Genomic DNA, 20,488 nt, shown 5'->3' with positions numbered 1-20,488 from the left:
AAGCGTTCCGGCTCAGCGGGACGCGGCGTCCAGGTCCACCGCCGCCGCGACCCGCGCCGCGACGTCCTCGGCGAAGTCGGCGTCGGCGCGGTCGAAGCGCTGACGCCCCGCCCCGCGCAGGAAGGTGAGCACGCCGTGGTTCTGGCCGCGGCTGCGCAGCGGCGTGGCGAGGCCGTGGACCGTGCCGACCGGCCACTGCCGCAGCGCGGCCCAGCCGGGGACGACGGGCAGTCCGCCCGTCGTGCCCGGCGGCGCGCCGGTGTCGGAGACGCAGACGGTGCCCGCGCGCTCCAGCGCCCGCAGCGCCGGGTGGACCTCGCCGTACCGCGCGGGCAGCCCGAGCGGGGTGAGGCCGCCGCCGGGACGGAACGCCCCGGTCGGCGCGGCGGCGACGCGGATCAGCGACTCCCCGCGCACCACGTCCAGCAGGGCGTGGTCGGCGAAACCGGCCAGCACGAAGTCCAGGTAGCCGACGGCCGCCTCCAGGCCGTCCGCGCACTCGGCCGCGGCGAGCCCGGCCCGGCGCAGCTGGTTGGCGCGGAAGCGGAGCACCGCGTTGTCCTGGTCGGCGCGCTCCTGGAGGGTGACGTCCTCGAAGAGCCAGACCACCCCGAGCGGCACCGGCTCCTCCCCCATCGGTGAGCCGATCCTGACGAACTCGCTGCGCAGGCAGCGACGCCGGGCCGGGTCGGCGCGCAGCGCGATCCAGAGCTTGACGCCGCCGAGCGGCTTTCCCGTGGAGAGGGTGTGCAGCAGCGCGGACTCCAGCTCCTGGACGCCCTCGCCGAGCACCTCACCGAGCGGGTGGCCGAGCAGGGCCGCGCGCTCGCGGTCGAGCCAGCGGGCGGCGGTGTCGCTGACCGTGGCCGGACGCAGGTCCGCGTCGACGAGGACGATGCCCGTCGGGGCGTCGTCCAGCAGCGACTGGGCCAGGCCCAGCGAGCGTTCCAGCTCGATCTGCGCCCCCGCCTCGGAGAAGGCGAAGTAGTGCCCGAGGGTGGTGCCGTGTTCCGAGCGGACGGAGCTGACCTGCGCGCGGACCAGCACCCTGCGGCCGTCGCTGGTCAGCAGCGGGAACTCGTGCAGCGCGCGGACGCCCTCGCGGGTGCCCTGCAGCTGCGCGCGTACCGCCTCGGCGTCGGCCGGGCGCACCGCCCAGCCCTCAAGACCGCGTCTGCCGACGGCTTCGGCGGCGGTCCAGCCGAGCAGTCGGCCGGCCTCGCGGTTCCAATGCGTCACGACGCCGTCCGCGTCGAGCGCGGCGAGGCCCACCTCCATGCTTTCCAGCAGGGCAGTGAGCAGTCGGTCGTCGTTCTCGATGGGCATGCTGGGCGCACCTCCCCCTGCGGACCCGTCCATTCAACTCGCCCCGTACGTTCCGTACACCGTGTTCCCGGATATTTCGGGAAGTCGGGGGTCCGTCGGATTCAGCGAATACGTGTGCTGTGCAAGGACGGTGGGCAGGGTGACACTGATTCAGGACGCACGGGCGAGGGTGAGGGGGAGTCGACCATGGTCCAGGTCTCTGCGCGGGAGTTCCACGAGAGAGAGCTCATCCCGGATCCGTACGGGCAGGTGGACCAGATCTCGGTGATGGAGCAACGCCGGGCCACTCGGTGGTACGGCGGTCAGATCCTGGCCCTCTTCCTCGCCTCCGCGCTGGGGATCTGGGACCTGCACGCAGGGAGTCTCGACATCTCCCCCGGGCTCTCCATCGCGGCCTTTCTGGCGGCGTTCTACTACTGGAGCCGGCTGCGCGCCAAACGCCCGCAGACGGCGTGGTTCGAGAGCCGGGCCGCGGCCGAGGCGATCAAGGGCCTGGTCTGGCGGTACTCGATCCGCTCGCGCCCGTTCGAGGGGGACGCCCGTTCTCCGGACGCGGCCGAGCAGTTCCTCGACCAGATCAGCGAGATCTTCGAGATCTACCGGGGCCTGGGCGTCATCGACAAGGAGTCGCAGCCGGGGATCACCGCGGAGATGGTCCGGCTGCGCCACGAGGGCCTCGCGGTACGGCGCGAGGTGTACCTGCGCGAGCGGGTGCGCGCGCAGCGGGTCTGGTACACGACCAAGGCGGACGCCTTCGACAACAAGAGCACGGGCTGGTCGCTGGCCACGCTGATCGCCATCTGCTTCGGCGGGGCGCTGGCCCTGCTGCAGATGTTCGGCGCGACGCACGTCCACGCGCTGGGCACGCTGGCGACGCTGGGCGCGGCGATCACCGCGTGGACGCAGCTGAAGCAGTTCCGCCCGCTGGCGGCCGCCTACCGGGTGGCGGCCAGGGAGTTGGAGCAGATCGAGAACCGCTTGACCAGGCTGAATCCGGCCGAACCCGGCGCGGAGGAGCTCTGGTCCCGACTGGCCCGCGAGGCCGAGTCGACGCTCGCGAAGGAGCAGGCGGTCTGGCGGGCGAGGAGCGACCGCCGGATCTGAGCTTGATCTTGAGGCCGACCGACCGGCCGTTGGGGCACGCAAGCGACGAGGGGACACGGGGTGACGGAGCTACAGGTCAAGGCGGCCGACGGCAGGACACTGGCAGCAGCGACCTGGGGCAGACCGGACGGCAGGCCCGTCTTCCTGCTGCACGGCACCCCCGGCAGCAGGCTCCACCAGACGCCCCGGCCCAGCCTGCTCTCGCGGCTGGGCCTGCGCGTGATCACCTTCGACCGCCCGGGCTACGGCGACTCGGACCGCCGCCCCGGCCGCAGGGTCGCCGACGCGGCGGAGGACGTCCGCACCATCGCGGACCACCTCGGCCTGACCCGCTTCTCGGTGGTCGGCCGCTCCGGCGGCGCCCCGCACGCGCTCGCCTGCGCGGCGTTGCTCGCGGACCGCGTGATCCGCACGGCGGCGCTGGTCAGCCTGGCCCCGTGGGACGCGCGGGACCTGGACTGGCAGGCGGGCATGGGCTCGGGCAACGCGCGCAGCTACCGCAAGGAGGACCCTGGCGAGCGCCGGCTGGCGACCTCGTTGCGGATCAAGTCCCGTGACATCAGGGAGGATCCGCAACGCCTGCTGGAAGAGTTCCGCGGCGAGCTGCCGGCCTCCGACCGCTGGGTCCTGGCCAGCGGCACGATGACGAGCCTGCTGCGCGCCAACTACCGCGAGGCGCTGCGCCGCGACGGCGGCGGCTGGATCGACGACGCGCTGGCCTTCCGGCAGCCGTGGGGCTTCGACGTCTCCGACATCCCGGGCGAGGTCCTGCTCTGGCACGGCGAGGACGACGTCTTCTCCCCGGTGGAACACACCCTCTGGCTCGGCGAACGCATCCCCCACTCGCGGGTCGTGGTCCGCCCCTTCGAGGGCCACTTCGGCGCGATGCGCGTGATGCCGGAGGTCCTCCACTGGGCGTCCAGGGACTCCCCCGAGGCACCGAGCTCAGCCATTTAGTAACGGGCCAGTTGCAACTCCCCAGGGGCGCGGGGAGTTGCAACTACCTGTCAGACGGGAAGCAGTTCCAGGTCACGGCCCAAGCGGCGCCAGCCGCGCGCGCTCTGGACGGCGGAGTGTTCGTCGCCGAGCTGGCGGACCAGTTCCTCCAGGGCCTCCGAGCGCAACTCCGTTGCTTCCGTGCGGCGGCCCTGGTCCCGGAGCGTGATCGCCAGGTTCACCTGGCAGACCACCGCGTCCGGGTGCTTCGCGCCGTAGCGGGTCGAGAGACCCGAGAACGCGGCGAGGCCCAGTTCCTCGGCGCGGTTCAGGGCGCCGCTGTCGCCGTAGGAGTTGGCCAGGTTGATCATCGCGCAGAGCGTGTACGGGTGTTCGTCGCCCAGCGTCGAGTGCAGTTGCGTCAGCGTCCGCTCGCCCAGGACCAGTGCCTCCTGGACCCGGCCGCTGTCGCGCTGGTAGATGCTCAGGTTGTTCGCGCAGATCAGCGCGAACGGGTGGCTCTCGCCCAGCGTCTTGGCGTAGTGGTCGTAGATCTCCAGCGCCGTCTCCGTCGCCGCTTCCTTGTCGCCGGAGGCCGAGTACTCCGCCGCCAGGTTCAGCGCGCAGGACAGCGCGTCCGGCACCAGTTCGTTGTAGCGCTCCAGGTAGCGGTTGTAGGTGTCCATGGTGAGGCGTCGCGCCTCACTCTGCTGGCCGGCCTTGCGCAGGGCGACCGCCAGCGACTTGGTGTAGCGCAGCGAGGCCAGGTCGGGAACCGGGATCGAGTACTCGTCGCGGAACTCGCTCAGCAGGTTGACCGAGCCCTTGTAGTCGCCCAGCGCGCGCAGGTCCTCCGCCAGCGCCGCCTTCGAGGTCAGCGTGTACGGGTGGAGCGGGCCCAGCACCTCCGCGCGGATCGTGTAGACCTCCTCGTCCAGCACGCGGGCCGCGTCGTAGTCGCCGTTGAAGCGGTAGTCGATGGCCAGGTTGTTGGCGATGCGCAGGGTCGCCGGGTCGTCCTCGCCGAGGACCTCCTTCATCCGCAGGTACGTCTGCTGGTCCAGGTCCAGCGCCTCGCGGAAGCGGCCCAGCGCGCGCTGGTCGGCGGCCAGCGAGCCGGCCGTCTGCAGCGTCTGCGGGTGGTCGGGGTGGAGCACCAGGCGCTGACGGCTCAGCGTCTCGGAGTCGAGTTCCAGGCACTCCGCGAAACGGCCCTGGCTGCGCAGCACGTTGCCGAGCTGGAACCGCAGTTGCAGGGTCTGCCGGTCGTCCTCGCCCAGCTTGTCGAGCCAGGCGGCGTCCAGGCGGCGGCCCAGTTCCTCGGCACGGTCCAGGTCGCCCCGCTTCCACAGGTAGCGGACGCGGTCGATGAGCAGCTGCCGGGTGTCGGGCTCGTCGCAGTTCTCCGCGTTGGACGGGCCGAGGTGCGGCCAGATCAGCTGGAACACGGGCCAGTTGGCCGGGTCGTCGGTGTCGCCGACGTCGGGTCGGGCGCTGACCAGCACGCGGTGCACCTCGTGGATCGCCTGGTCCTCCTCCAGCTGCGTCAGCTCGGCGCGGATCACCGCCTGGACCATCCGGTGCACCTGGAAGGTCTTGCTGACGTTGTCGACCTTCGCCAGCCCGTACCTGCCGATGGCCCGGATGACGGTGCCCATCATGTTCTTGTCGCGCAGATCGTCGCTGTACTGGACCAGCGACTCGATCATCTGGTCGCTGTAGAAGAGGCTCATCGCGATCGAGTCCGGCGAGAAGAACGCGCACAGCTGCAGCAGTCGGGCCGCGGCCGGCTTCTCCTCGCGCAGTCGGGCGATCGAGACGTTCCAGGTCGCGCCGAAGGTGGTCGGGTAGTCCGCCGGGCGGTTGGAGGCCAGCGCGTTGACGGCCTGGCTCTTCAGCTGGGTGACGTAGGCCTGCACCGGGACGCCGGTGGTCTCCAGCCAGGCGGCCGCGATCTCGACGGCCAGCGGCAGGTCACCGACGGCCTCGGCGACCAGGTCCGCGTCCTCGCGGGAGAGGCCGTGGTTGCGTCGGCACAGGTGTTCCACCGACTCCTCGCGGCGGAAGACGTCGACCTCCAGCGCCTCGGCGTGGCCGGACCAGGCCTGGTTGCGCGAGGTCACCAGCACGTCGCCGGGGCCGCCGGGGAAGTAGCGGACGATGTTCTGCGGGTCGTCCGCGTTGTCGAAGATCAGCAGCCAGCGCCGCGCCTTGGGGTGGTTGCCCAGCCGCAGCGTCTCCTTGACCAGCTCCGCTGTCTCCGCCGCGTTCTCGCTGACGCGCAGCTCCAGGCGGCGGCCCAGGTCGGCCAGTGAGGTGGCGACCTGCTCGGGCTGCTCGGCCTCGATCCACCAGACCAGGTCGTAGTCCGCCATGAAGCGGTAGGCGTACTCCAGCGCCACCTGCGTCTTGCCGACGCCGCCGAGGCCGTAGAGGGTCTGCGGGGTCGGCAGCACGACCGTGGAGCGGCGGTCGCGCTGCTTGTCGCGCAGCTGGTCGCGGAGCCGGTCCAGTACCGCCGCGCGGCCGGTGAAGGCGGGGTTGCGCAGCCGCAGGTTCCACACCGCCGGGCGCAGGCCCGGATAGCGCGGGCCCTCGCCTGGCACCGACTCGGGCGGCGTGCTCTCACTGCGGCTCAGCGCGCGCAGCAGCGCGGTGATCGCGCCCGACTCGTCCAGGCGCTGCAGGTCGACCGCGTTGGCGTTGCTGAAGATCCCCGTCGGCCGGGCCTCGCCGACGCGGACCGGGACCAGGTCGCGGGCGTCCTCGGACGGGTTGCCGACCAGGATGTCGCGGGCGGCGCGGGCCTGGACGGCGCGCGCGTAGGAGGCGGACCAGACGGCGACGGTCCGGGTCACCGCGTCGCGCACGCGCTCGCTGTCGGTGCGCGGGGCGGCGCCCAGCTCACGCGGGACGACCCGCAGCCCGGCGCGGGTGAGCACCCACTCGATCCACTCGGCCCACATCCGGTCCTCGGACGCGTAGGAGAGCACGACGTCCTCGCGGGCGGCCGGGTGCGGCCGGGTGAAGCGGTCGCGGTAGTGCAGCCGGATGTCCTCCTCCATCGGCGGCAGGCCGGTGACCCGGTCCTGGGTGATCTGGCCGACCAGGCGCTCGCAGGCGGCCAGCAGGCTGTTGGGCTGCCCGGAGCGGTCGCCGAAGGTGGCCAGGATCTCCTCGTAGGCGTAGAAGCGGACGTAGGGGATCTCCACCGCGTCCCAGAACCGGTCGCGGGCCACCGAGCCCATGTTCTGCGGAAGTTGGCCGAAGCGCTTGCGGGCCAGCGCGCGACCCGCCTCGGCCTTGCTCTTCTCGCCGTCGTCGACGCGCATCGGCACCGGCAGGATGCGGATGCCCCGGTTGGAGTGCCGCTCCACGATCCGGCGGGTGATCTCGGAGGCGCCCTCGATGCTCTGGCTGCTCAGCGTGAAGCAGACGACCAGGTCGTCGGGCATCTCCACGGTGCAGATCTCGGCGATGTCGGAGAGGCCGGTACGGCTGTCGATCAGCACGTAGTCGTAGTGGCGGCGCATCTCCTCGCGCAGCGCCTGGAAGAAGCGGGCGCCGTCGACGTGCTCGTAGAACTCGTCCCAGTTCAGGTTGGCCACGGTCGCGCCGTAGTCGCTGTGGGCCTGGCCGGCCGGGAGGAAGTCGAGGCAGCCCTCGCGAGGGAAGCCCTTCCAGTTGAGCGAGAGCGCGTGCGGGCGCACCCGCACGATCCGGCGCAGCCACTCGTCACTGCGGTCCTCGCGCTCCAGCGCCTGCTCGCGGTACTCGTGGATCAGGTCCACGACGCCGGTACTGGCGTCCAGCAAGGTCTGGTCGAGGAAGGGGTGGAAGAACCGGGAGAGACCCGGGGCCTCCAGGTCCCAGTCGACGGTGAGCACCCGGTGGCCGTTGGCGGCCAGGATCCAGGCGGTGTTGGCCAGCGCCATCGTGCGGCCGGTGCCGCCCTTGTAGCTGTAGAAGGTGATGATCCGGCCGTCCCGGCCGGCACTTGGTCCGGCGCCCGCCTCGGTCGGCTCACTCAGCTCACTCAGCTCACTCGACTCACTCGGCTCCGGGCTCACGGCCACGTGTCGGTCCCCTTCTGGTGTCGGCTCGACGGACGCGTGCACGTGCTCACTCATGGGAGTCCTCCCCCGGACCTGGCTCTTGCGGCGGCTGTTGCTGCGGTGGCTCTGGCTGGGGCGTCCCGTACGAGGGCGGGTCGACGCCCGAGCGGAGGTTCGGCTTGCCGGAGCCGCCCTGGCGTGGGCGGGACTCTTCGCGTTGCTGGTCGAAGGCGTGCTGCGCTGCCATGGCCGCGCCGGGCAGGGCGTCCTCGAAGTCGTCCAGGGTGCCGAGTACCCCGCCGTTCGGCTCCCTGAACTTGCGCCGGTCCACCCGCATGTGGGTGAGCGTCTCGTCCGCGAGGCGCGTCAACTGCTCGTTCCTGCGCTCGCATTCGGGATCGTCGGCGGGCCACGGCTCCAGCACGCTCACCCAGGTGGGGTTCTGCGCGTCGAAGCGCTTGAGCAGCTCGCGCCGGTCCTTGTCCAGCAGGCTCCAGCGGTCCAGCAGCAGCACGCCGGGCGCGGCTGGGGCCTCGCCGCGCAGCAGCAGTTGGGCCTCCTCCTCGAACTCGTGGATGCTCGGGTGGAACTCGGACTGCCGGGCGACGAAGGCCGCGCGCTTGGCCAGGGTGTCGCCGCCGTCGTTGTAGGGCTTCCAGTCCACGGCGCTGATGCCGTACGCGTCGGCGGAGCGGCCGACCGGCAGATTCCGCACGTCCGGGGCGAGGACCGCGATCCGCAGCCTGCGGCGCTGGTCGGGTGGCTGGAAGGCGCTGGGCCGGTCCTGGAAGTCGCGCCGTCTGCCCACCGTGATGGTGGTCTGCTGGGCGACCCTGACGATCGTCTGCGCGAGCCGCAGCACGGCAATCTCGTACTGCTGCCGAAAGTAGCCGAGCCTCGACAGGGTCAGCAGCCCCTCGGTGACGTAGTCGGCGCCGAAGTCCCGGTGCGCGTACTGGAGCGGGCGGGCCACCTCGGGCATGTCGTCCTGGCCGACCACCACCCACTGCACCGGCACCACCCCGCTGATCTGCGAGGCGTGCATGCCGGGCCGGTTGATCAGCACCTGCCGGGAGGCGAACGCGTTCCACTCCTGGCCGCAGGCCTGCGAACGGAAGTAGCGCGGCGAGTAGAGCGGCACGAAGACCCGGCAGTGCGCGATCGCCTCGGTGATCCGCTCGGACCAGCCCTCGCCCAGGTGCATGCCGGTGTCCATGAAGCCGGCCGGCTCGTCGTCGTCCAGGCCCGCCAGTTCGGCGACGGTTCCGCACAGGTCGCGGAAGAGCTGTTCCTCCCAGTGGGTCTTGGCGTTTCCCGGTCCACCGGCCGAGCGCGGCACGCGCGGGGCATGGGCATAGGAGAGGAAGAAGAACGGACGTGGGACGTCCTCGGGCCAACTTCCCTTGTCGATCACGCGCCACTCCCCCAGCGACCGGACACCGTACGTAGGAACGATGGAACCCGGTAGCAGACGGAGCGTCAACACCACGCCCGGGGAAGACTGTTAGTTCAGCACGGCATTCTGCATGTCCATGGGGACCAGATGACGCGCGGCGGCGTCGACCGCGGTGCGGACGGAGACCAGCGTTGCGGACGCGGCGCCGACGCGGCCGCGTCGGACCGGGATCCGCCGCTCGACCCGGCGGCCGAGCTCGGCGAAGTGGAGGTCGTCGAGATCCAGCCCGGTGAACCTGCGCCAGCGCGCCTCGCCGGAGTCGGTGAGCAGTTTGGCGCTGTAGAGCTTGCGGGGGTGGTCGGGCCGTTGGTAGTCGACCAGGTGGTAGGGCGTGAAGGTGTCGTGGCCGGTGCCGAGGAGCAGCGCCCGGGCGTCGAGAGCGTAGAGGCGGCCGAGCGGCGAGTCGGGGCCCAGGTGCTGGTCGAGCGGGTGCTCCCAGGTGATCGCGGCGGCCTGGGGGCCGAGGGCCGCGAACGACGTCTGCGGGTGCGCGCTGCGCAGCGCGCCCGGTGTGCGGCGCAGCTCCTCGGAGAGGCGGCCCATCGAGGGTGAACAGGGCGTGTTCGCCGGGTCGAAGGGCGGCATGGCCGCCTGGTAGGCGTGCAGCGCGGCGGCGTCCAGGCCGGCGGTGGCCTCGCGATAGAGCCGGGAGGTGAGGGAGTTCTCCGGGGTGGCCGTGTAGGCGACGAGCGTGCCCTGCGCGCCGAGGACCTCGCGCAGCACCCCGAGCAGGGTGCGGGCTCCGCCCAGGACCGGGCCGAGGCTGCGCAGCGAGGCCTGGACGAAGACCACGCCGCCCGGCTCGACGCCGAGCTTCTTGAGCCCGAGACGCAGGTCTTCCTCGGTCCACTCAGACACGGTCGCCCTCCACGGCAGCCACGGCAGCGCACTCCCCGAGCCAGGGCTCCACGGTAGCCCGCATCCCGGCGACGAAGCGCTCCCCGCGCGCCGTGAGGACCCCGGAACCGGCCATCACCTCGATGGCTCGGTAGGTGTGGTCGAGCCAGCGGCCGAACTCCTCGCGCGCCTGCTCGCGCTCCTGCTCGCTGCTGGGCGCTCGCCAACGGGAGAGCCAGAACTCGACGACGGCGATGTGCGCGTACGTCCCCTGGAAGAGGCCCTCGAACGGGCGCGGGTCGGGCCGCCACGGGGCGTGGTAGGTGCGGGTGTCGGCGCGGTCGAAGAGGTCGTCCACGTCGAAGACGGCGCCCAGTTTGACGTGCTGGAACTCGTGGATCATGAGCAGCGCCAGCACCTCGGGCGAGCCCGGTCTCGCGATCCCCACCGCGCCGAAGACGTCCCTGGCCGCCCCGCTGACGAAGCTGCCCGCCGGATCGGGCCGCAGCGGGACGACGGCGGAGAGGCCGGCGCGCAGGCCGGGGGCGTAGTCGGGGAGCGTCGCGTCGATCAGCTGCCAGGCCTCGGTGAGCTCGGCCTGCCACATCTCGGCCTCGGCCGCGCTCATCGGATCGGCCGGATCCCAGTGGTGCGCGCGGCGCTGCGGGTCGGTGTCGTCGAGGATCAGCGCCGTCGCGCCGAGCACGACCGGCCGGACCCGGTGCCAGCGCGGGTTGCCCGTCGGCTCCGGCCGGTCCAGCTCCAGCCCGAACGTCTCGCCGTCGTTGGTGACGGTGATGCGGCGGCCGGGACCCGTCTTCACCAGCGCCGAACCCGGCCGAAGCGAGGTGAGCACGCCGTGGCCCGGCAGTCGCAGCTCGCCGTCCTCGTGGACCGGGAGTTGCAGCTTCTCCTCCCAGCCGGCGGTCAGCGCCCCCGCGGCGGCGAGCTCCGCGACCCCGCCGAAGCGCCGGGCGGCGCCGCTGCTGTCCCGCAGGCAGGCGAGGGCCCAGGAGCGGGTGAACGGGTGCGCCAGCGCGGCGTCCAGCGCCAGCGGCGCGGACTCGTCGAGCCGAGCGATCAGGGCCCAGGCGTCGGCGTAGGGGAGCTCGACGTCGGGGGCGGCGGCCCAGTGCTCGGCGACCTGGTCCAGCAGCATGCGGTTGAGGGTCAACTGGGCCTGGCGCAGGGCATCCACCGCCGCGCTGCCGCCGTGCCCCGAGGCCAGCTCGTCGAACTGGTCATCCGTCAGCAGGCTGTCGGACATGCCTGGTTGCTCCTTGCTGGGGGCCGACACGGCGGCCTCGGTAACAGGCGAGGCTGCCGAGGCGGCGTCGCGGACCTTGGTGATGAGGCTGAGCAGATCGGGGCAGAAGACGCTGGGGTTGTCGAAGCCGCCCACGGCGGAGTGCACCGCGCCGCCCGCGCTGCGGTAGCGGTGGGCGTAGAGACCGGCCCCGCAGGACTCGACCACCGGGCAGGCCCGGCACTCGGCGCAGAGGCCGGCCAGGCCGTGCCGGCGGTCCATCATGCCGGGGTGGTGGGCGGCGGTGTCGAAGTCGTGGTCGAAGACGTCGAAGCCGGTGGCGGCGGCGCCGTCGAAGGCGGTCTTGAGCGAGTCGGCCTGCTCCAGCGTCCCGTCGGTCTCGACGACGACGAGATCGGCGGGCGCGAGCCCGAGCGACTCGGTCAGGCTGCTCTCCCCGCGCAGCGTGCGGTGCAGCGAGTCGAACATGCGGACGGGCATCGGGCGGCCTTGGCCGTTCCAGCGCTCGTAGATCCGCCACAGCCAGTCGGCGTAGGGGGTGCTCTCCGGCCCGTCGGGACGCAGCGGCGGCTCGTCCCAGGTGGCGTGGGGCAGCAGGAAGTCGATCCGCGGCGGATCGAGGGCGCGCAGCGCGTCGTAGACGGCGATCGGGTCGCTGCGCACGTCGATGGTGCAGAGGAGGCCGGCGTACAGATGCCGCCAGCGGGGCTGTCGCAGCAGGTTCACGGCCTTGACGACCTGGTCATGGCTGCTGCGCCCGTCGGCGTAGCGTCGGTGCAGGTCGTTTGCGGCGCGGTCGCCGTCGAGGGAGATGCCGACGCGGATGTCGAACTCGTCGAAAAGCTTGAGGAATCGCTCGTTGAGCGTCACGCCGTTGGTGTGGATCCGCAGGTCCAGGCGGCAGACCCCACGCAGGGCGTCGGTGAGCTCCTGTGCCGCGCGGCGCAGCCGCAACGGCCCTGCCAGCAGAGGCTCCCCGCCGTGCAGCACCACGTGGACCGTGTCGAGCCGGTGCGCCCGCGCGTGCTCCGCGATCCTGACGGCCGTCTGCTTGAGGACGTCGTCGAGCGCCGCCTTGGGGCGACTGCGCCAACTGGTGTCCGCGTGTTCATACACGTAGCAGTGATCGCAGGAAAGATCGCACCGACTGTGCACCTTGAGCACAAATTGTCGAAATGCGAGAGGAGCTCGGGCTGAATTCTCGACCATGGTCTGTTGGCGTGCGGACAGAAAGCCTCTACGCCTCGTCAGATCGAGGAATTGAAAGCCGCGACGTCCAGTCGCGAGACGCCGCTGTCGGGCAGCACGCGGCTCAGCATCATGCTGTGCGCGGCCTCACCCCGCTTGGCCAGACGGACGGGGACGTTGCGGGTGGTGGGGGCGACCGCGGTCGCCTCCGCCGGACGGGACTTGGTGTCGCGGGATACGGACATGTGAGGACCCCTCGGGGTTAGTCGGGACGTGAAGCGGGTAAATGCCCTGCGCCGTGGCCCGAGGCCCGATGGCTTGATCCCGATGGTTCGATGGTCTGCATCGCCAGGGGGCCCAGTACCGTCGTCGCAAACCATTCACTCAGGCGGAAACTTACCCCCTGACACAAGATCACGAGACCTGTCCGCGAAGGCATCGCGCCAGGTGAGGCGACCCGCCGCACAAAATGCGCAGCTCAGAGCCGACGCCCTTGACAACCCCTCGAGCGAGAATCACCCCGACGAGTGATCGACTACGCCAGTCGCAGTACACCCGATAGACGGAACCTGCCCGTCCCGCACGCCCCACCTGCCCCGACACGCGCACTGGTCATCAACACCCGTGCCGTGCCGGGAAGTTGCCGAAAGCCTCAGGGGCAGAGCCGCTCCACGTGCCAGCCCGTCGGGGCCGCCGGGTCGGCGTCGTAGCGGAGGCGGTCGTGGAGGCGGTTCTCGCGGCCCTGCCAGAACTCGACGGAGGTCGGGGAGACCCGGTAGCCACCCCAGAACGGCGGGACGGGGACGCCCTCGCCCACGGGATAGCGGGTCGCCAGATCCGCGTAGCGGCGTTCGAGGTCCTCGCGGGAGGCGACCGGGCGGGACTGCTCGCTGGCCCAGGCGCCGAGCTGGGAGCCGTGCGGCCGGCTACGGAAGTACGCCGCAGTCTCGTCGCGGCCCACCTTGGCCGCCGTGCCGGTGACGATCACCTGCCGGGCGATCGGATGCCACGGGAAGAGCAGCCCGACGTGCGGGTTACCCGCAAGATCGCGGGCCTTGCGGGACTCGTAGTTGGTGTAGAAGGTGAAGCCCCGCTCGTCGTACCCCTTGAGCAGGACCGTACGCAGGCTCGGACGGCCGGCCTCGTCCACCGTGGAGACCACCATCGCGTTGGGCTCGTCAAGACCCGCCTGCTGCGCGTCCACGAACCAGCGGGTGAACTGCTGGATCGGGTCCGCGGCGAGCTCCGCCTCCAGGAGGCCGGTCGCCCGGTACTGGCGGCGCATGTCAGCGGGGTCGACCGGGTCGGCGTGGTCGAGCGGCGCGAGGGGAGCTTGATCCGATGCGTGCACGCCGACATCATCCCAGGATCGGCTGAACAGACCGGGAAGCTCATCCGACCAACAGGCGCATGGATTATCTCGACATCGAGAGAGTATCGTTGCGGGGCTCCGGTCGATGACGCCCGGAGGTGCAGGTCCTGTGCGAATACGACGCGTGTGCACGGCATCACCGTCGTGGGATCTGGCGCAATGCACCCAGTGCCTGCCAATCTGACACTGCGTGCCACGCGCGCGTAGAAACCTCCGCGCAACCGCGCGGTCACAAACAGCAGAGACGACTTGGCCACACCCCAAAGTCATCCGCCGATCCGACCGATCAGAGGAGCCGCCTGATGTCCGACTTCGTACCCGGACTCGAAGGAGTCGTTGCGTTCGAGACGGAGATCGCCGAACCCGACAAGGAGGGCGGCTCCCTCCGCTACCGCGGTGTCGACATCGAGGAACTGGTCGGGAAGGTCTCCTTCGGCAACACCTGGGGCCTGCTGGTCGACGGTAAGTTCAACCCCGGCCTGCCCCCCGCCGAGCCGTTCCCGATCCCGGTCCACTCCGGTGACATCCGCGTCGACGTCCAGTCCGCGCTGGCGATGCTCGCCCCGGTCTGGGGCCTGCGCCCGCTGCTCGACATCAGCGCCGAGCAGGCGCGCGACGACCTGGCCCGCGCCGCGGTGATGGCGCTCTCCTACGTGGCGCAGTCCGCCCGTGGCCAGGGCCACCCGATGGTGCCGCAGAGCGAGATCGACAAGGCCGAGACCATCGTCGAGCGCTTCATGATCCGCTGGCGCGGCGAGCCCGACCCGAAGCACGTCAAGGCGGTCGACGCGTACTGGACCTCCGCGGCGGAGCACGGCATGAACGCCTCGACGTTCACCGCCCGCGTCATCGCCTCCACCGGCGCGGACGTGGCGGCGGCGCTGTCCGGCGCCGTGGGCGCCATGTCCGGCCCGCTGCACGGTGGCGCGCCCTCGCGCGTGCTCGGCATGATCGAGGACATCGAGCGGACCGGCGACGCGGTCGCGTACGTCAAGAACGCCCTGGACAAGGGCGAGCGCCTGATGGGCTTCGGCCACCGCGTCTACCGCGCGGAGGACCCGCGCGCCCGCGTCCTGCGCCGTACGGCGCAGGAGCTGGACGCTCCGCGCTTCGAGGTGGCGGCGGCGCTGGAGAAGGCCGCGCTGGAGGAGCTGCACGCGCGTCGGCCCGACCGGGTGCTGGCGACGAACGTGGAGTTCTGGGCGGCGATCGTGCTGGACTTCGCCGAGGTTCCGGCGCACATGTTCACCTCGATGTTCACCTGCGCGCGGACGGCGGGCTGGTCGGCGCACATCCTTGAGCAGAAGCGCACGGGGCGCCTGGTGCGCCCGTCCGCGCTCTACATCGGCCCGGGCACGCGCAGCGTTTCCGAGGTCGAGGGCTTCTCGGCCATCTCGCACTGAGCAACTGTTTGCAGCCGAGGTAGTTGCACTCTCCAGGGGCGCGGGGAACTGCGCGACAAGCCACCCTGTGTGGTGAGTCGCCTAACGAGCAGGGCCATCCGCACCGGGTGGTTGCTCGCGCAGTTCCTCGCGCCCCTGACGTGCTGCAACTGGATCGTCTCACTCGGCGGACCCTGTGTGGGCGGTGTGGCGGCAGCCGATAGGCTTGCGGCGTGGCTGAGATCCAGATCCCCGCTGACATCAGGCCCGCTGACGGCCGTTTCGGCGCAGGTCCCTCCAAGGTCCGTGCGGAGGCGCTCGACGCCCTCGCCGCGACCGGTAGCTCGCTGCTCGGTACCTCCCACCGCCAAGCCCCGGTCAAGAACCTGGTGAAGCGCGTGCGTGAGGGCGTCGGCAGCCTCTTCTCCCTGCCCGAGGGCTACGAGGTCGTCCTCGGCAACGGCGGGTCCACCGCCTTCTGGGACATCGCGGCCTTCGGGCTCGTCGAGAACAAGTCGCAGCACCTCAACTTCGGCGAGTTCTCCTCCAAGTTCGCGGGAAGCGTCAAGGCCGCTCCGTGGCTGGCGGAGCCCACGGTCATCAAGTCGGAGCCGGGCACGCACCCGCTGCCGCAGGCCGAGGCCGGCGTCGACGTCTACGCGCTGACCCACAACGAGACCTCCACCGGCGTGGCAATGCCGATCCGCCGCGTCGAGGGCGCCGACGCGGGCGCGCTCGTGCTGGTGGACGCCACCTCCGGCGCGGGTGGCCTGCCGGTCGACATCGCCGAGACGGACGTCTACTACTTCGCCCCGCAGAAGTGCTTCGCCTCCGACGGCGGCCTGTGGATCGCGGTCTTCTCCCCCGCCGCGCTGGAGCGCGCCGCGCGCATCGCCGCGAGCGGCCGCTACATCCCGCCGTTCTTCGACCTGCCGACGGCGATCGACAACTCGTCCAAGGACCAGACCTACAACACCCCGTCGCTGACCACGCTGTTCCTGCTCGCGGACCAGCTGGACTGGATGAACGGCAACGGCGGTCTCCCCTGGACCACGGCCCGCACCGCGGACTCCTCCTCGCGCCTGTACAACTGGGCCGAGAAGTCCTCCTACGCGACGCCGTTCGTGGCGAACCCGGCCGAGCGTTCGCAGGTCATCGGCACCATCGACTTCGACGAGTCGATCGACGCCGCGGCGATCGCCAAGGCGCTGCGCGCCAACGGCATCGTGGACACCGAGCCCTACCGCAAGCTGGGCCGCAACCAGCTGCGCGTGGCGATGTTCCCGGCGATCGACCCGGCCGACGTCGAGGCGCTGACGAACTGCATCGACTACGTCATCGAGAAGCTGTAGTCACATTCGCGACGCAGGACAGGCCCGGCCGCAAGGCCGGGCCTGTCCTGCGTCCGGACGTCAGCGGTGCGCGACCGGAAGCGGAAGGCTGAGGCCGAGGCTCGCGACCGTCTGGGTGACCACCGCCAGCAGGTCCGTCACGGTCGAGGTGAGCGCCGCGGTGATCTTCGCCGGGTCGGCCGAGGTGATCGCCGCGACCAGCGCGGTGACGTCGCTCTGCAGCTTGGTCAGCGCGTCACCGAGCGGGTTCGGGATCGGCAACGGCGGCAGGCCGGAGGGCCCGGACTTTCCGCTGCCCACCGGCAGCGGCGACGCCGGGAGGGACGCCTTGAGGTCGGTGATCGCGGCGGTCAACTTGTCCACCAGGGCCTGTAGGTCGGCGGGGCTGGGCGCGGGCTTCGCCGAGGCCATGGCGGTGAGCTGGCCGATGAGCGACTGGACGGCGCCGAGCTTGCCCAGTACGCCGAGCGCGGTGGATGGATCGGCGGCGGGCACGAGCGCGTGGTGGGCGCTGCCACCACTGGGCTTTTGAGCCGCTTCCGCGGTCGCGACGAACGTCCCGCTGGCAACGGTCGCAGCAAGAGCGATACCGGCGATCACAGAGTGGGTGCGACTGACACGCATGAGCTGGGGTCCCTAACTTCCGGGTTGGCAAGACTCACTCACCGTCACCCGGCAAGTCACTGTCCGCAACCTGGGAACTCCGAACGGTTACCGCAGCAGCGCGCCGATCACGACGGCGACCAGGAGCAGCACCAGCGCGCCGGAGACGATACGGGTTCGGGTTTTGGGATCCACGCCGATGAGCCTATCTGTCGGTGTTGGGCGCGGTGGAACCGCGCACGATCAGGGCCGTGGGCAGCGGCTGGGGCTGCGCCGGCCGGGCCTGCGCCTCGTCCGCGGCGAGTGCGGCCAGCAGCCGCACGCCGGCTGCGCCGAGGCGTTCGCCCGGCAGGTCCACGGTGGTCAGCGCCGGGGCGAAGAGCGCTGCGGCGACGATGTTGTCGATCCCGACGACGGAGAGCTCCTCCGGGATGCGCAGGCCCAGCTCGGCGGCGACGTGATAGACCCCGGCCGCGACCACGTCGTCGTCGCAGACCACGGCGCGCGGCCGGTCCTGCTGTGACACCGACGCCAGCAGGGCCCGCGCGGCGGCGCGAGCGGCCTCCAGGCCGCCGTTGACCGAGACGCCGACCTCCGTGACCTCCGCGCCCGCGGCGGCCGCCTCGAAGCCCGCCTGGCGCGCCCGGAAGGTGTGCGCGGACTCGACGGAGCGCAAGTGGCCGAGGCGGGTGTGCCCGAGCCCCCGCAGGTGCGAGACGGCTGCCGCCATGCCGCCGCCGACGTCCAGCTCCTGCGTCCTGCGGCGGGCGTGGCCGGCGCTGAGCGCGGGGTCGGCGTCCAGGAAGACGGTGGGGAGGGCGTCGGGCAGGTCGTCGCCGAGCTGACTGTCGTCGGGCGAGCAGATCAGCAGCCCGTCGTACTGTCCGCTGCGCGCCGCGCGGGCAAGCGTGGCGTGGTCCCACCCGGAGGAGACGACGACGGCGAGCCCGTCCAGCTCCGCCTCCGCCTGCGCGCCCGCGAGGACACGGGCGAAGAAGGGTCCGAGGATGTTCGGCACGGCGAGCAGCAGCAGACCCGTCCGGCCGAGCCGCAGTTGCCTGCCGGCGGCTTGCGGCGCGTACCCGAGCTCACTCGCCGCGGCGAGCACGCGCTCCCTCGTCGGCCCGGACACCCGCGCGGCGGCGGCACCGGAGAACACCAACGAGACGGTCGCCTGCGACACCCCGGCGACCCGAGCGACATCCTTGCCCGTGGGCCGACCCGTCACCTGGAGATCCCTTCGGACGCTGGGCCAGTTGCACTACTCAGGGGCGCGGGGAACTGCGCGACAAGCCACCGAGGTGGTGAGTCCCCGAACGTGCAGGGCCATCCGCACACGGTGGTTTCTCGCGCAGTTCCTCGCGCCCCTTCCGCGCTGCGCGCTCAGCGCTCCGCGCGGACAGCGTCGTCGAGGGCGTCTTCCGCAGCGTTCTGCGCGGCGACGCGGCCGCGCAGGCTCTGCTTGCCCGCCTTGCGGGCGTCAAGCCCCGTGGTGATCTGCTGCGACACCGCGTCCCGCTGCTTGCTCAGCACCACGTAGCTGATCGGCGCGGACACCACCCCCGCGATGATCAGCAGCAGGAAGACCCCGGACGCGCCCGCCGTCACCGGCAGCACACCGGCGCGGGCCAGCACCAGGGCGACCAGGAAGCAGGCCAGGAAGAGGCTCGCCCGCATCGCGGAGTAGCGGAGGGTGGCATGTGACTTGGTGCTCACGGCGCGGATTCTCTTTCCTTCGTCCATGGAATACGAGGACCAGTCCAGTGAAGCACGCCGAAACAGGCGATCTTCACCGGGTCAGCGAAGCTCCAGCCACATGAAGATCTCGTCCCGGTCGTCGCCCGGTGCCACCCGGATCACTCCGGGAATCCGCCCGACTTCCTTGTAGCCGCAGCGCTCGTAGAAGCGCTCCAGCCCCAGCCCACCGCGACACGTCAACCGGAGGCCGGCCAGACCCCAGGCGCGGGCGACCCGCTCCGCCTCGGCCAGCAGTGCAGCGCCGTAGCCGCGGCCCTGGAAGTCCGGGTGGACGACGACGCGCTTGAGGGTGCGCCAATGAGCCATCAGCTCGAAGCGCTGGTCCTCGAAGAAGAGGAACCCGGCCAGGCGACCGGTCTCCTCGTCGTGGGCGACCAGTAGCCGGTCCGGGCCCTCCGCCGCCCCAGCGAAGGCCCGGTCCGCCGTCGGGCGGACCTGGGCCGGTGTCACCGGCGCGACGAAGCCGATCGCGCCGCCCGCATTGCTGGCCTCGGTCCAGAGTGCGACCGCAGTCTCGCGGAGCTGCAGCGTCGGTTCCGGATCGAGGGTGTAGCGCAGTGCCATGACCCGTCAGAACCTCATCGCCTGCGGAACCTCGCGGCGGGACGCGTCCGGGCCGGGGTACTCGCGGATGATCTGGTAGCGGGTGTTCCGCTCGACCGGGCGGAAGCCCGCGTCGCGGATCAGGTCGAGCAGGTCGTCGCGGGTGAGCTTGTTCGGCGTGCCGAAGCCGTCCGCGTCGTGGGTGATCTTGTACTCGACGACCGAGCCGTCCATGTCGTCCGCGCCGTGGTTCAGCATCAGCTGGGCGCCGGCCAGGCCGTGCATCACCCAGAAGACCTTGACGTGCGGCACGTTGTCGAAGAGCAGCCGGGAGACGGCGAAGGTACGGATCATGTCCGCGCCGGTGGCCATCGTCGTGCGCGCCTGCAGCGTGTTGCGGATCTTGCCGTCGCGAGAGTCGTGGAAGTCGTGCTGGTAGCGCAGCGGGATGAAGACCTGGAAGCCACCGGTCTCGTCCTGCAGCTCACGCAGCCGCAGCACGTGGTCCACGCGGTGGCGGGGCTCCTCGATGTGGCCGTAGAGCATCGTCGCCGGGGTCTTCAGGCCCTTGGAGTGCGCCAGGCGGTGGATCCGCGACCAGTCCTCCCAGTGGGTGTCGTGGTCGACGATGTGCTGCCGGATCTCCCAGTCGAAGATCTCCGCGCCGCCGCCGGTCAGCGACTCCAGACCGGCGTCGATCAGCTCGTCCAGAATCTCGGAGGCGGAGAGCCCGGAGATCTTCTCGAAGTGGTGGATCTCGGTGGCCGTGAAGCATTTGAGCCCGACGTTCGGCAGCGCCTCCTTGAGGGCGCGCAGCGAACGGGGGTAGTAACGCCAGGGCAGCGTCGGGTGCAGGCCGTTGACGATGTGCAGCTCGGTGAGCTGGTCGGTCTCCATCGCCTTGGCGAGCTTGACCGCCTCCTCGATGCGCATCGTGTACGCGTCCTTCTCGCCCGGCTTGCGCTGGAACGAGCAGTAGGCGCAGGAGGCGGTGCAGACGTTGGTCATGTTGAGGTGGCGATTGACGTTGAAGTGGACGACGTCGCCGTTCTTCTGCGTCCGCACGTGGTGGGCGAGACCGCCCAGCCAGGCCAGGTCGTCGGTCTCGTAGAGGGCGATGCCGTCCTCCCGGCTGAGCCGCTCCCCGGCGTAGACCTTCGCCTCCAGCTCGCGCTTCAGACCTGCGTCCATCCGCCTCATGCCTCCATCACAGCCCGGTCAACCCGTACGAGACTACGCCCTGGGCAGACGGCGCGGTTGCACTGCCCTTGGGGGCGCGAGGCGCACCTCCTCAGGGGCGCGGGGAACT

The 20,488-nt window shown here is 71.2% G+C and carries 16 protein-coding genes; 4 read left to right on the top strand and 12 right to left on the bottom strand.

The window, feature by feature from the left end:
- Positions 1 to 12: 12 nt before the first annotated feature.
- Entirely contained in the window at positions 13 to 1,326 is a 1,314-nt protein-coding gene (locus ABIA32_RS05545; protein WP_370092692.1) for a PAS domain-containing protein, read from the bottom strand.
- Between the two features lie 186 nt (positions 1,327 to 1,512).
- Between ABIA32_RS05545 and ABIA32_RS05540 the strand changes: the two genes are divergently transcribed.
- Together ABIA32_RS05540 and ABIA32_RS05535 are read left to right on the top strand one after the other, a co-directional pair.
- Positions 1,513 to 2,430 (top strand): DUF4231 domain-containing protein, encoded by a 918-nt coding sequence (locus tag ABIA32_RS05540; protein WP_370092691.1) that lies wholly within the window; start codon positions 1,513 to 1,515, stop codon positions 2,428 to 2,430.
- Between the two features lie 60 nt (positions 2,431 to 2,490).
- Complete coding sequence (locus ABIA32_RS05535) at positions 2,491 to 3,387, top strand: alpha/beta fold hydrolase (protein ID WP_370092690.1); 897 nt, start codon at positions 2,491 to 2,493, stop codon at positions 3,385 to 3,387.
- 50 nt (positions 3,388 to 3,437) lie between these two features.
- Here ABIA32_RS05535 and fxsT read toward each other — a convergent pair whose 3' ends face one another.
- The 6 genes from fxsT to pdxH all read right to left on the bottom strand — a co-directional run bounded on the left by fxsT (position 3,438) and on the right by pdxH (position 13,454).
- Entirely contained in the window at positions 3,438 to 7,496 is a 4,059-nt protein-coding gene (gene fxsT / locus ABIA32_RS05530) for an FxSxx-COOH system tetratricopeptide repeat protein (protein WP_370092689.1), read from the bottom strand.
- Complete coding sequence (locus tag ABIA32_RS05525) at positions 7,489 to 8,835, bottom strand: TIR-like protein FxsC (RefSeq protein WP_370092687.1); 1,347 nt, start codon at positions 8,833 to 8,835, stop codon at positions 7,489 to 7,491. Before ABIA32_RS05525 ends, fxsT begins: the two co-directional genes overlap by 8 nt.
- A gap of 90 nt (positions 8,836 to 8,925) precedes the next feature.
- Complete coding sequence (locus ABIA32_RS05520; protein ID WP_370092686.1) at positions 8,926 to 9,735, bottom strand: aminoglycoside N(3)-acetyltransferase; 810 nt, start codon at positions 9,733 to 9,735, stop codon at positions 8,926 to 8,928.
- The gene (locus ABIA32_RS05515; RefSeq protein WP_370092685.1) at positions 9,728 to 12,190 is read right to left on the bottom strand and encodes an FxsB family cyclophane-forming radical SAM/SPASM peptide maturase; all 2,463 of its coding nucleotides are present in this window, start codon (positions 12,188 to 12,190) and stop codon (positions 9,728 to 9,730) included. The genes ABIA32_RS05520 and ABIA32_RS05515 overlap by 8 nt, the downstream gene beginning before the upstream one ends.
- 38 nt (positions 12,191 to 12,228) lie before the next feature.
- Positions 12,229 to 12,414 (bottom strand): FXSXX-COOH family cyclophane-modified RiPP peptide SjiA, encoded by a 186-nt coding sequence (gene sjiA / locus ABIA32_RS05510; RefSeq protein WP_370092684.1) that lies wholly within the window; start codon positions 12,412 to 12,414, stop codon positions 12,229 to 12,231.
- Between the two features lie 407 nt (positions 12,415 to 12,821).
- Positions 12,822 to 13,454 carry a pyridoxamine 5'-phosphate oxidase gene (gene pdxH, locus ABIA32_RS05505; RefSeq protein ID WP_370092814.1) on the bottom strand — a complete coding sequence of 211 codons (633 nt, stop codon included), beginning with the start codon at positions 13,452 to 13,454 and terminating at the stop codon, positions 12,822 to 12,824.
- Positions 13,455 to 13,843: 389 nt separating this feature from the next.
- Here pdxH and ABIA32_RS05500 point away from each other — a divergent pair, with 389 nt between their 5' ends.
- Entirely contained in the window at positions 13,844 to 14,944 is a 1,101-nt protein-coding gene (locus ABIA32_RS05500) for a citrate synthase 2 (protein ID WP_370092683.1), read from the top strand.
- Between the two features lie 212 nt (positions 14,945 to 15,156).
- Positions 15,157 to 16,275, top strand: a complete 1,119-nt coding sequence (gene serC, locus ABIA32_RS05495; RefSeq protein WP_370092682.1) for a phosphoserine transaminase — start codon at positions 15,157 to 15,159, stop codon at positions 16,273 to 16,275.
- Positions 16,276 to 16,335: 60 nt separating this feature from the next.
- Here serC and ABIA32_RS05490 read toward each other — a convergent pair whose 3' ends face one another.
- From ABIA32_RS05490 to mqnE, 5 genes are all read right to left on the bottom strand, one after another.
- The gene (locus tag ABIA32_RS05490; protein ID WP_370092681.1) at positions 16,336 to 16,899 is read right to left on the bottom strand and encodes a hypothetical protein; all 564 of its coding nucleotides are present in this window, start codon (positions 16,897 to 16,899) and stop codon (positions 16,336 to 16,338) included.
- 184 nt (positions 16,900 to 17,083) lie between these two features.
- On the bottom strand, positions 17,084 to 18,106 hold the full coding sequence (locus ABIA32_RS05485; protein ID WP_370092680.1) for a LacI family DNA-binding transcriptional regulator: 1,023 nt from the start codon (positions 18,104 to 18,106) through the stop codon (positions 17,084 to 17,086).
- Positions 18,107 to 18,261: 155 nt separating this feature from the next.
- The gene (locus tag ABIA32_RS05480; RefSeq protein ID WP_370092679.1) at positions 18,262 to 18,594 is read right to left on the bottom strand and encodes a DUF4229 domain-containing protein; all 333 of its coding nucleotides are present in this window, start codon (positions 18,592 to 18,594) and stop codon (positions 18,262 to 18,264) included.
- An 81-nt stretch (positions 18,595 to 18,675) separates the two neighbouring features.
- Complete coding sequence (locus ABIA32_RS05475; protein WP_370092678.1) at positions 18,676 to 19,200, bottom strand: N-acetyltransferase family protein; 525 nt, start codon at positions 19,198 to 19,200, stop codon at positions 18,676 to 18,678.
- Positions 19,201 to 19,206: 6 nt separating this feature from the next.
- A complete protein-coding gene (mqnE, locus tag ABIA32_RS05470; RefSeq protein ID WP_370092677.1) occupies positions 19,207 to 20,370 on the bottom strand; it encodes an aminofutalosine synthase MqnE in 1,164 nt (387 codons plus the stop codon).
- Positions 20,371 to 20,488 lie beyond the last annotated feature (118 nt).

Origin of the sequence: Streptacidiphilus sp. MAP12-20 (assembly GCF_041262525.1) — a bacterium.
Classification (GTDB): domain Bacteria; phylum Actinomycetota; class Actinomycetes; order Streptomycetales; family Streptomycetaceae; genus Streptacidiphilus.
The sequence above is the reverse complement of the archived record's forward strand: the minus strand, read 5'-3'. Positions and strand labels throughout refer to the sequence as shown.

Bases quoted from the DNA above. Each gene is read 5' to 3' on its own strand.
- ABIA32_RS05545 (WP_370092692.1), bottom strand. From the start codon at position 1,326: ATGCCCATCGAGAACGACGACCGACTGCTCACTGCCCTGCTGGAAAGC.
- ABIA32_RS05540 (WP_370092691.1), top strand. From the start codon at position 1,513: ATGGTCCAGGTCTCTGCGCGGGAGTTCCACGAGAGAGAGCTCATCCCG.
- fxsT (WP_370092689.1), bottom strand. From the start codon at position 7,496: ATGAGTGAGCACGTGCACGCGTCCGTCGAGCCGACACCAGAAGGGGAC.
- ABIA32_RS05515 (WP_370092685.1), bottom strand. From the start codon at position 12,190: ATGGTCGAGAATTCAGCCCGAGCTCCTCTCGCATTTCGACAATTTGTG.
- sjiA (WP_370092684.1), bottom strand. From the start codon at position 12,414: ATGTCCGTATCCCGCGACACCAAGTCCCGTCCGGCGGAGGCGACCGCG.
- pdxH (WP_370092814.1), bottom strand. From the start codon at position 13,454: ATGCGCCGCCAGTACCGGGCGACCGGCCTCCTGGAGGCGGAGCTCGCC.
- ABIA32_RS05500 (WP_370092683.1), top strand. From the start codon at position 13,844: ATGTCCGACTTCGTACCCGGACTCGAAGGAGTCGTTGCGTTCGAGACG.
- ABIA32_RS05490 (WP_370092681.1), bottom strand. From the start codon at position 16,899: ATGCGTGTCAGTCGCACCCACTCTGTGATCGCCGGTATCGCTCTTGCT.
- ABIA32_RS05475 (WP_370092678.1), bottom strand. From the start codon at position 19,200: ATGGCACTGCGCTACACCCTCGATCCGGAACCGACGCTGCAGCTCCGC.
- mqnE (WP_370092677.1), bottom strand. From the start codon at position 20,370: ATGGACGCAGGTCTGAAGCGCGAGCTGGAGGCGAAGGTCTACGCCGGG.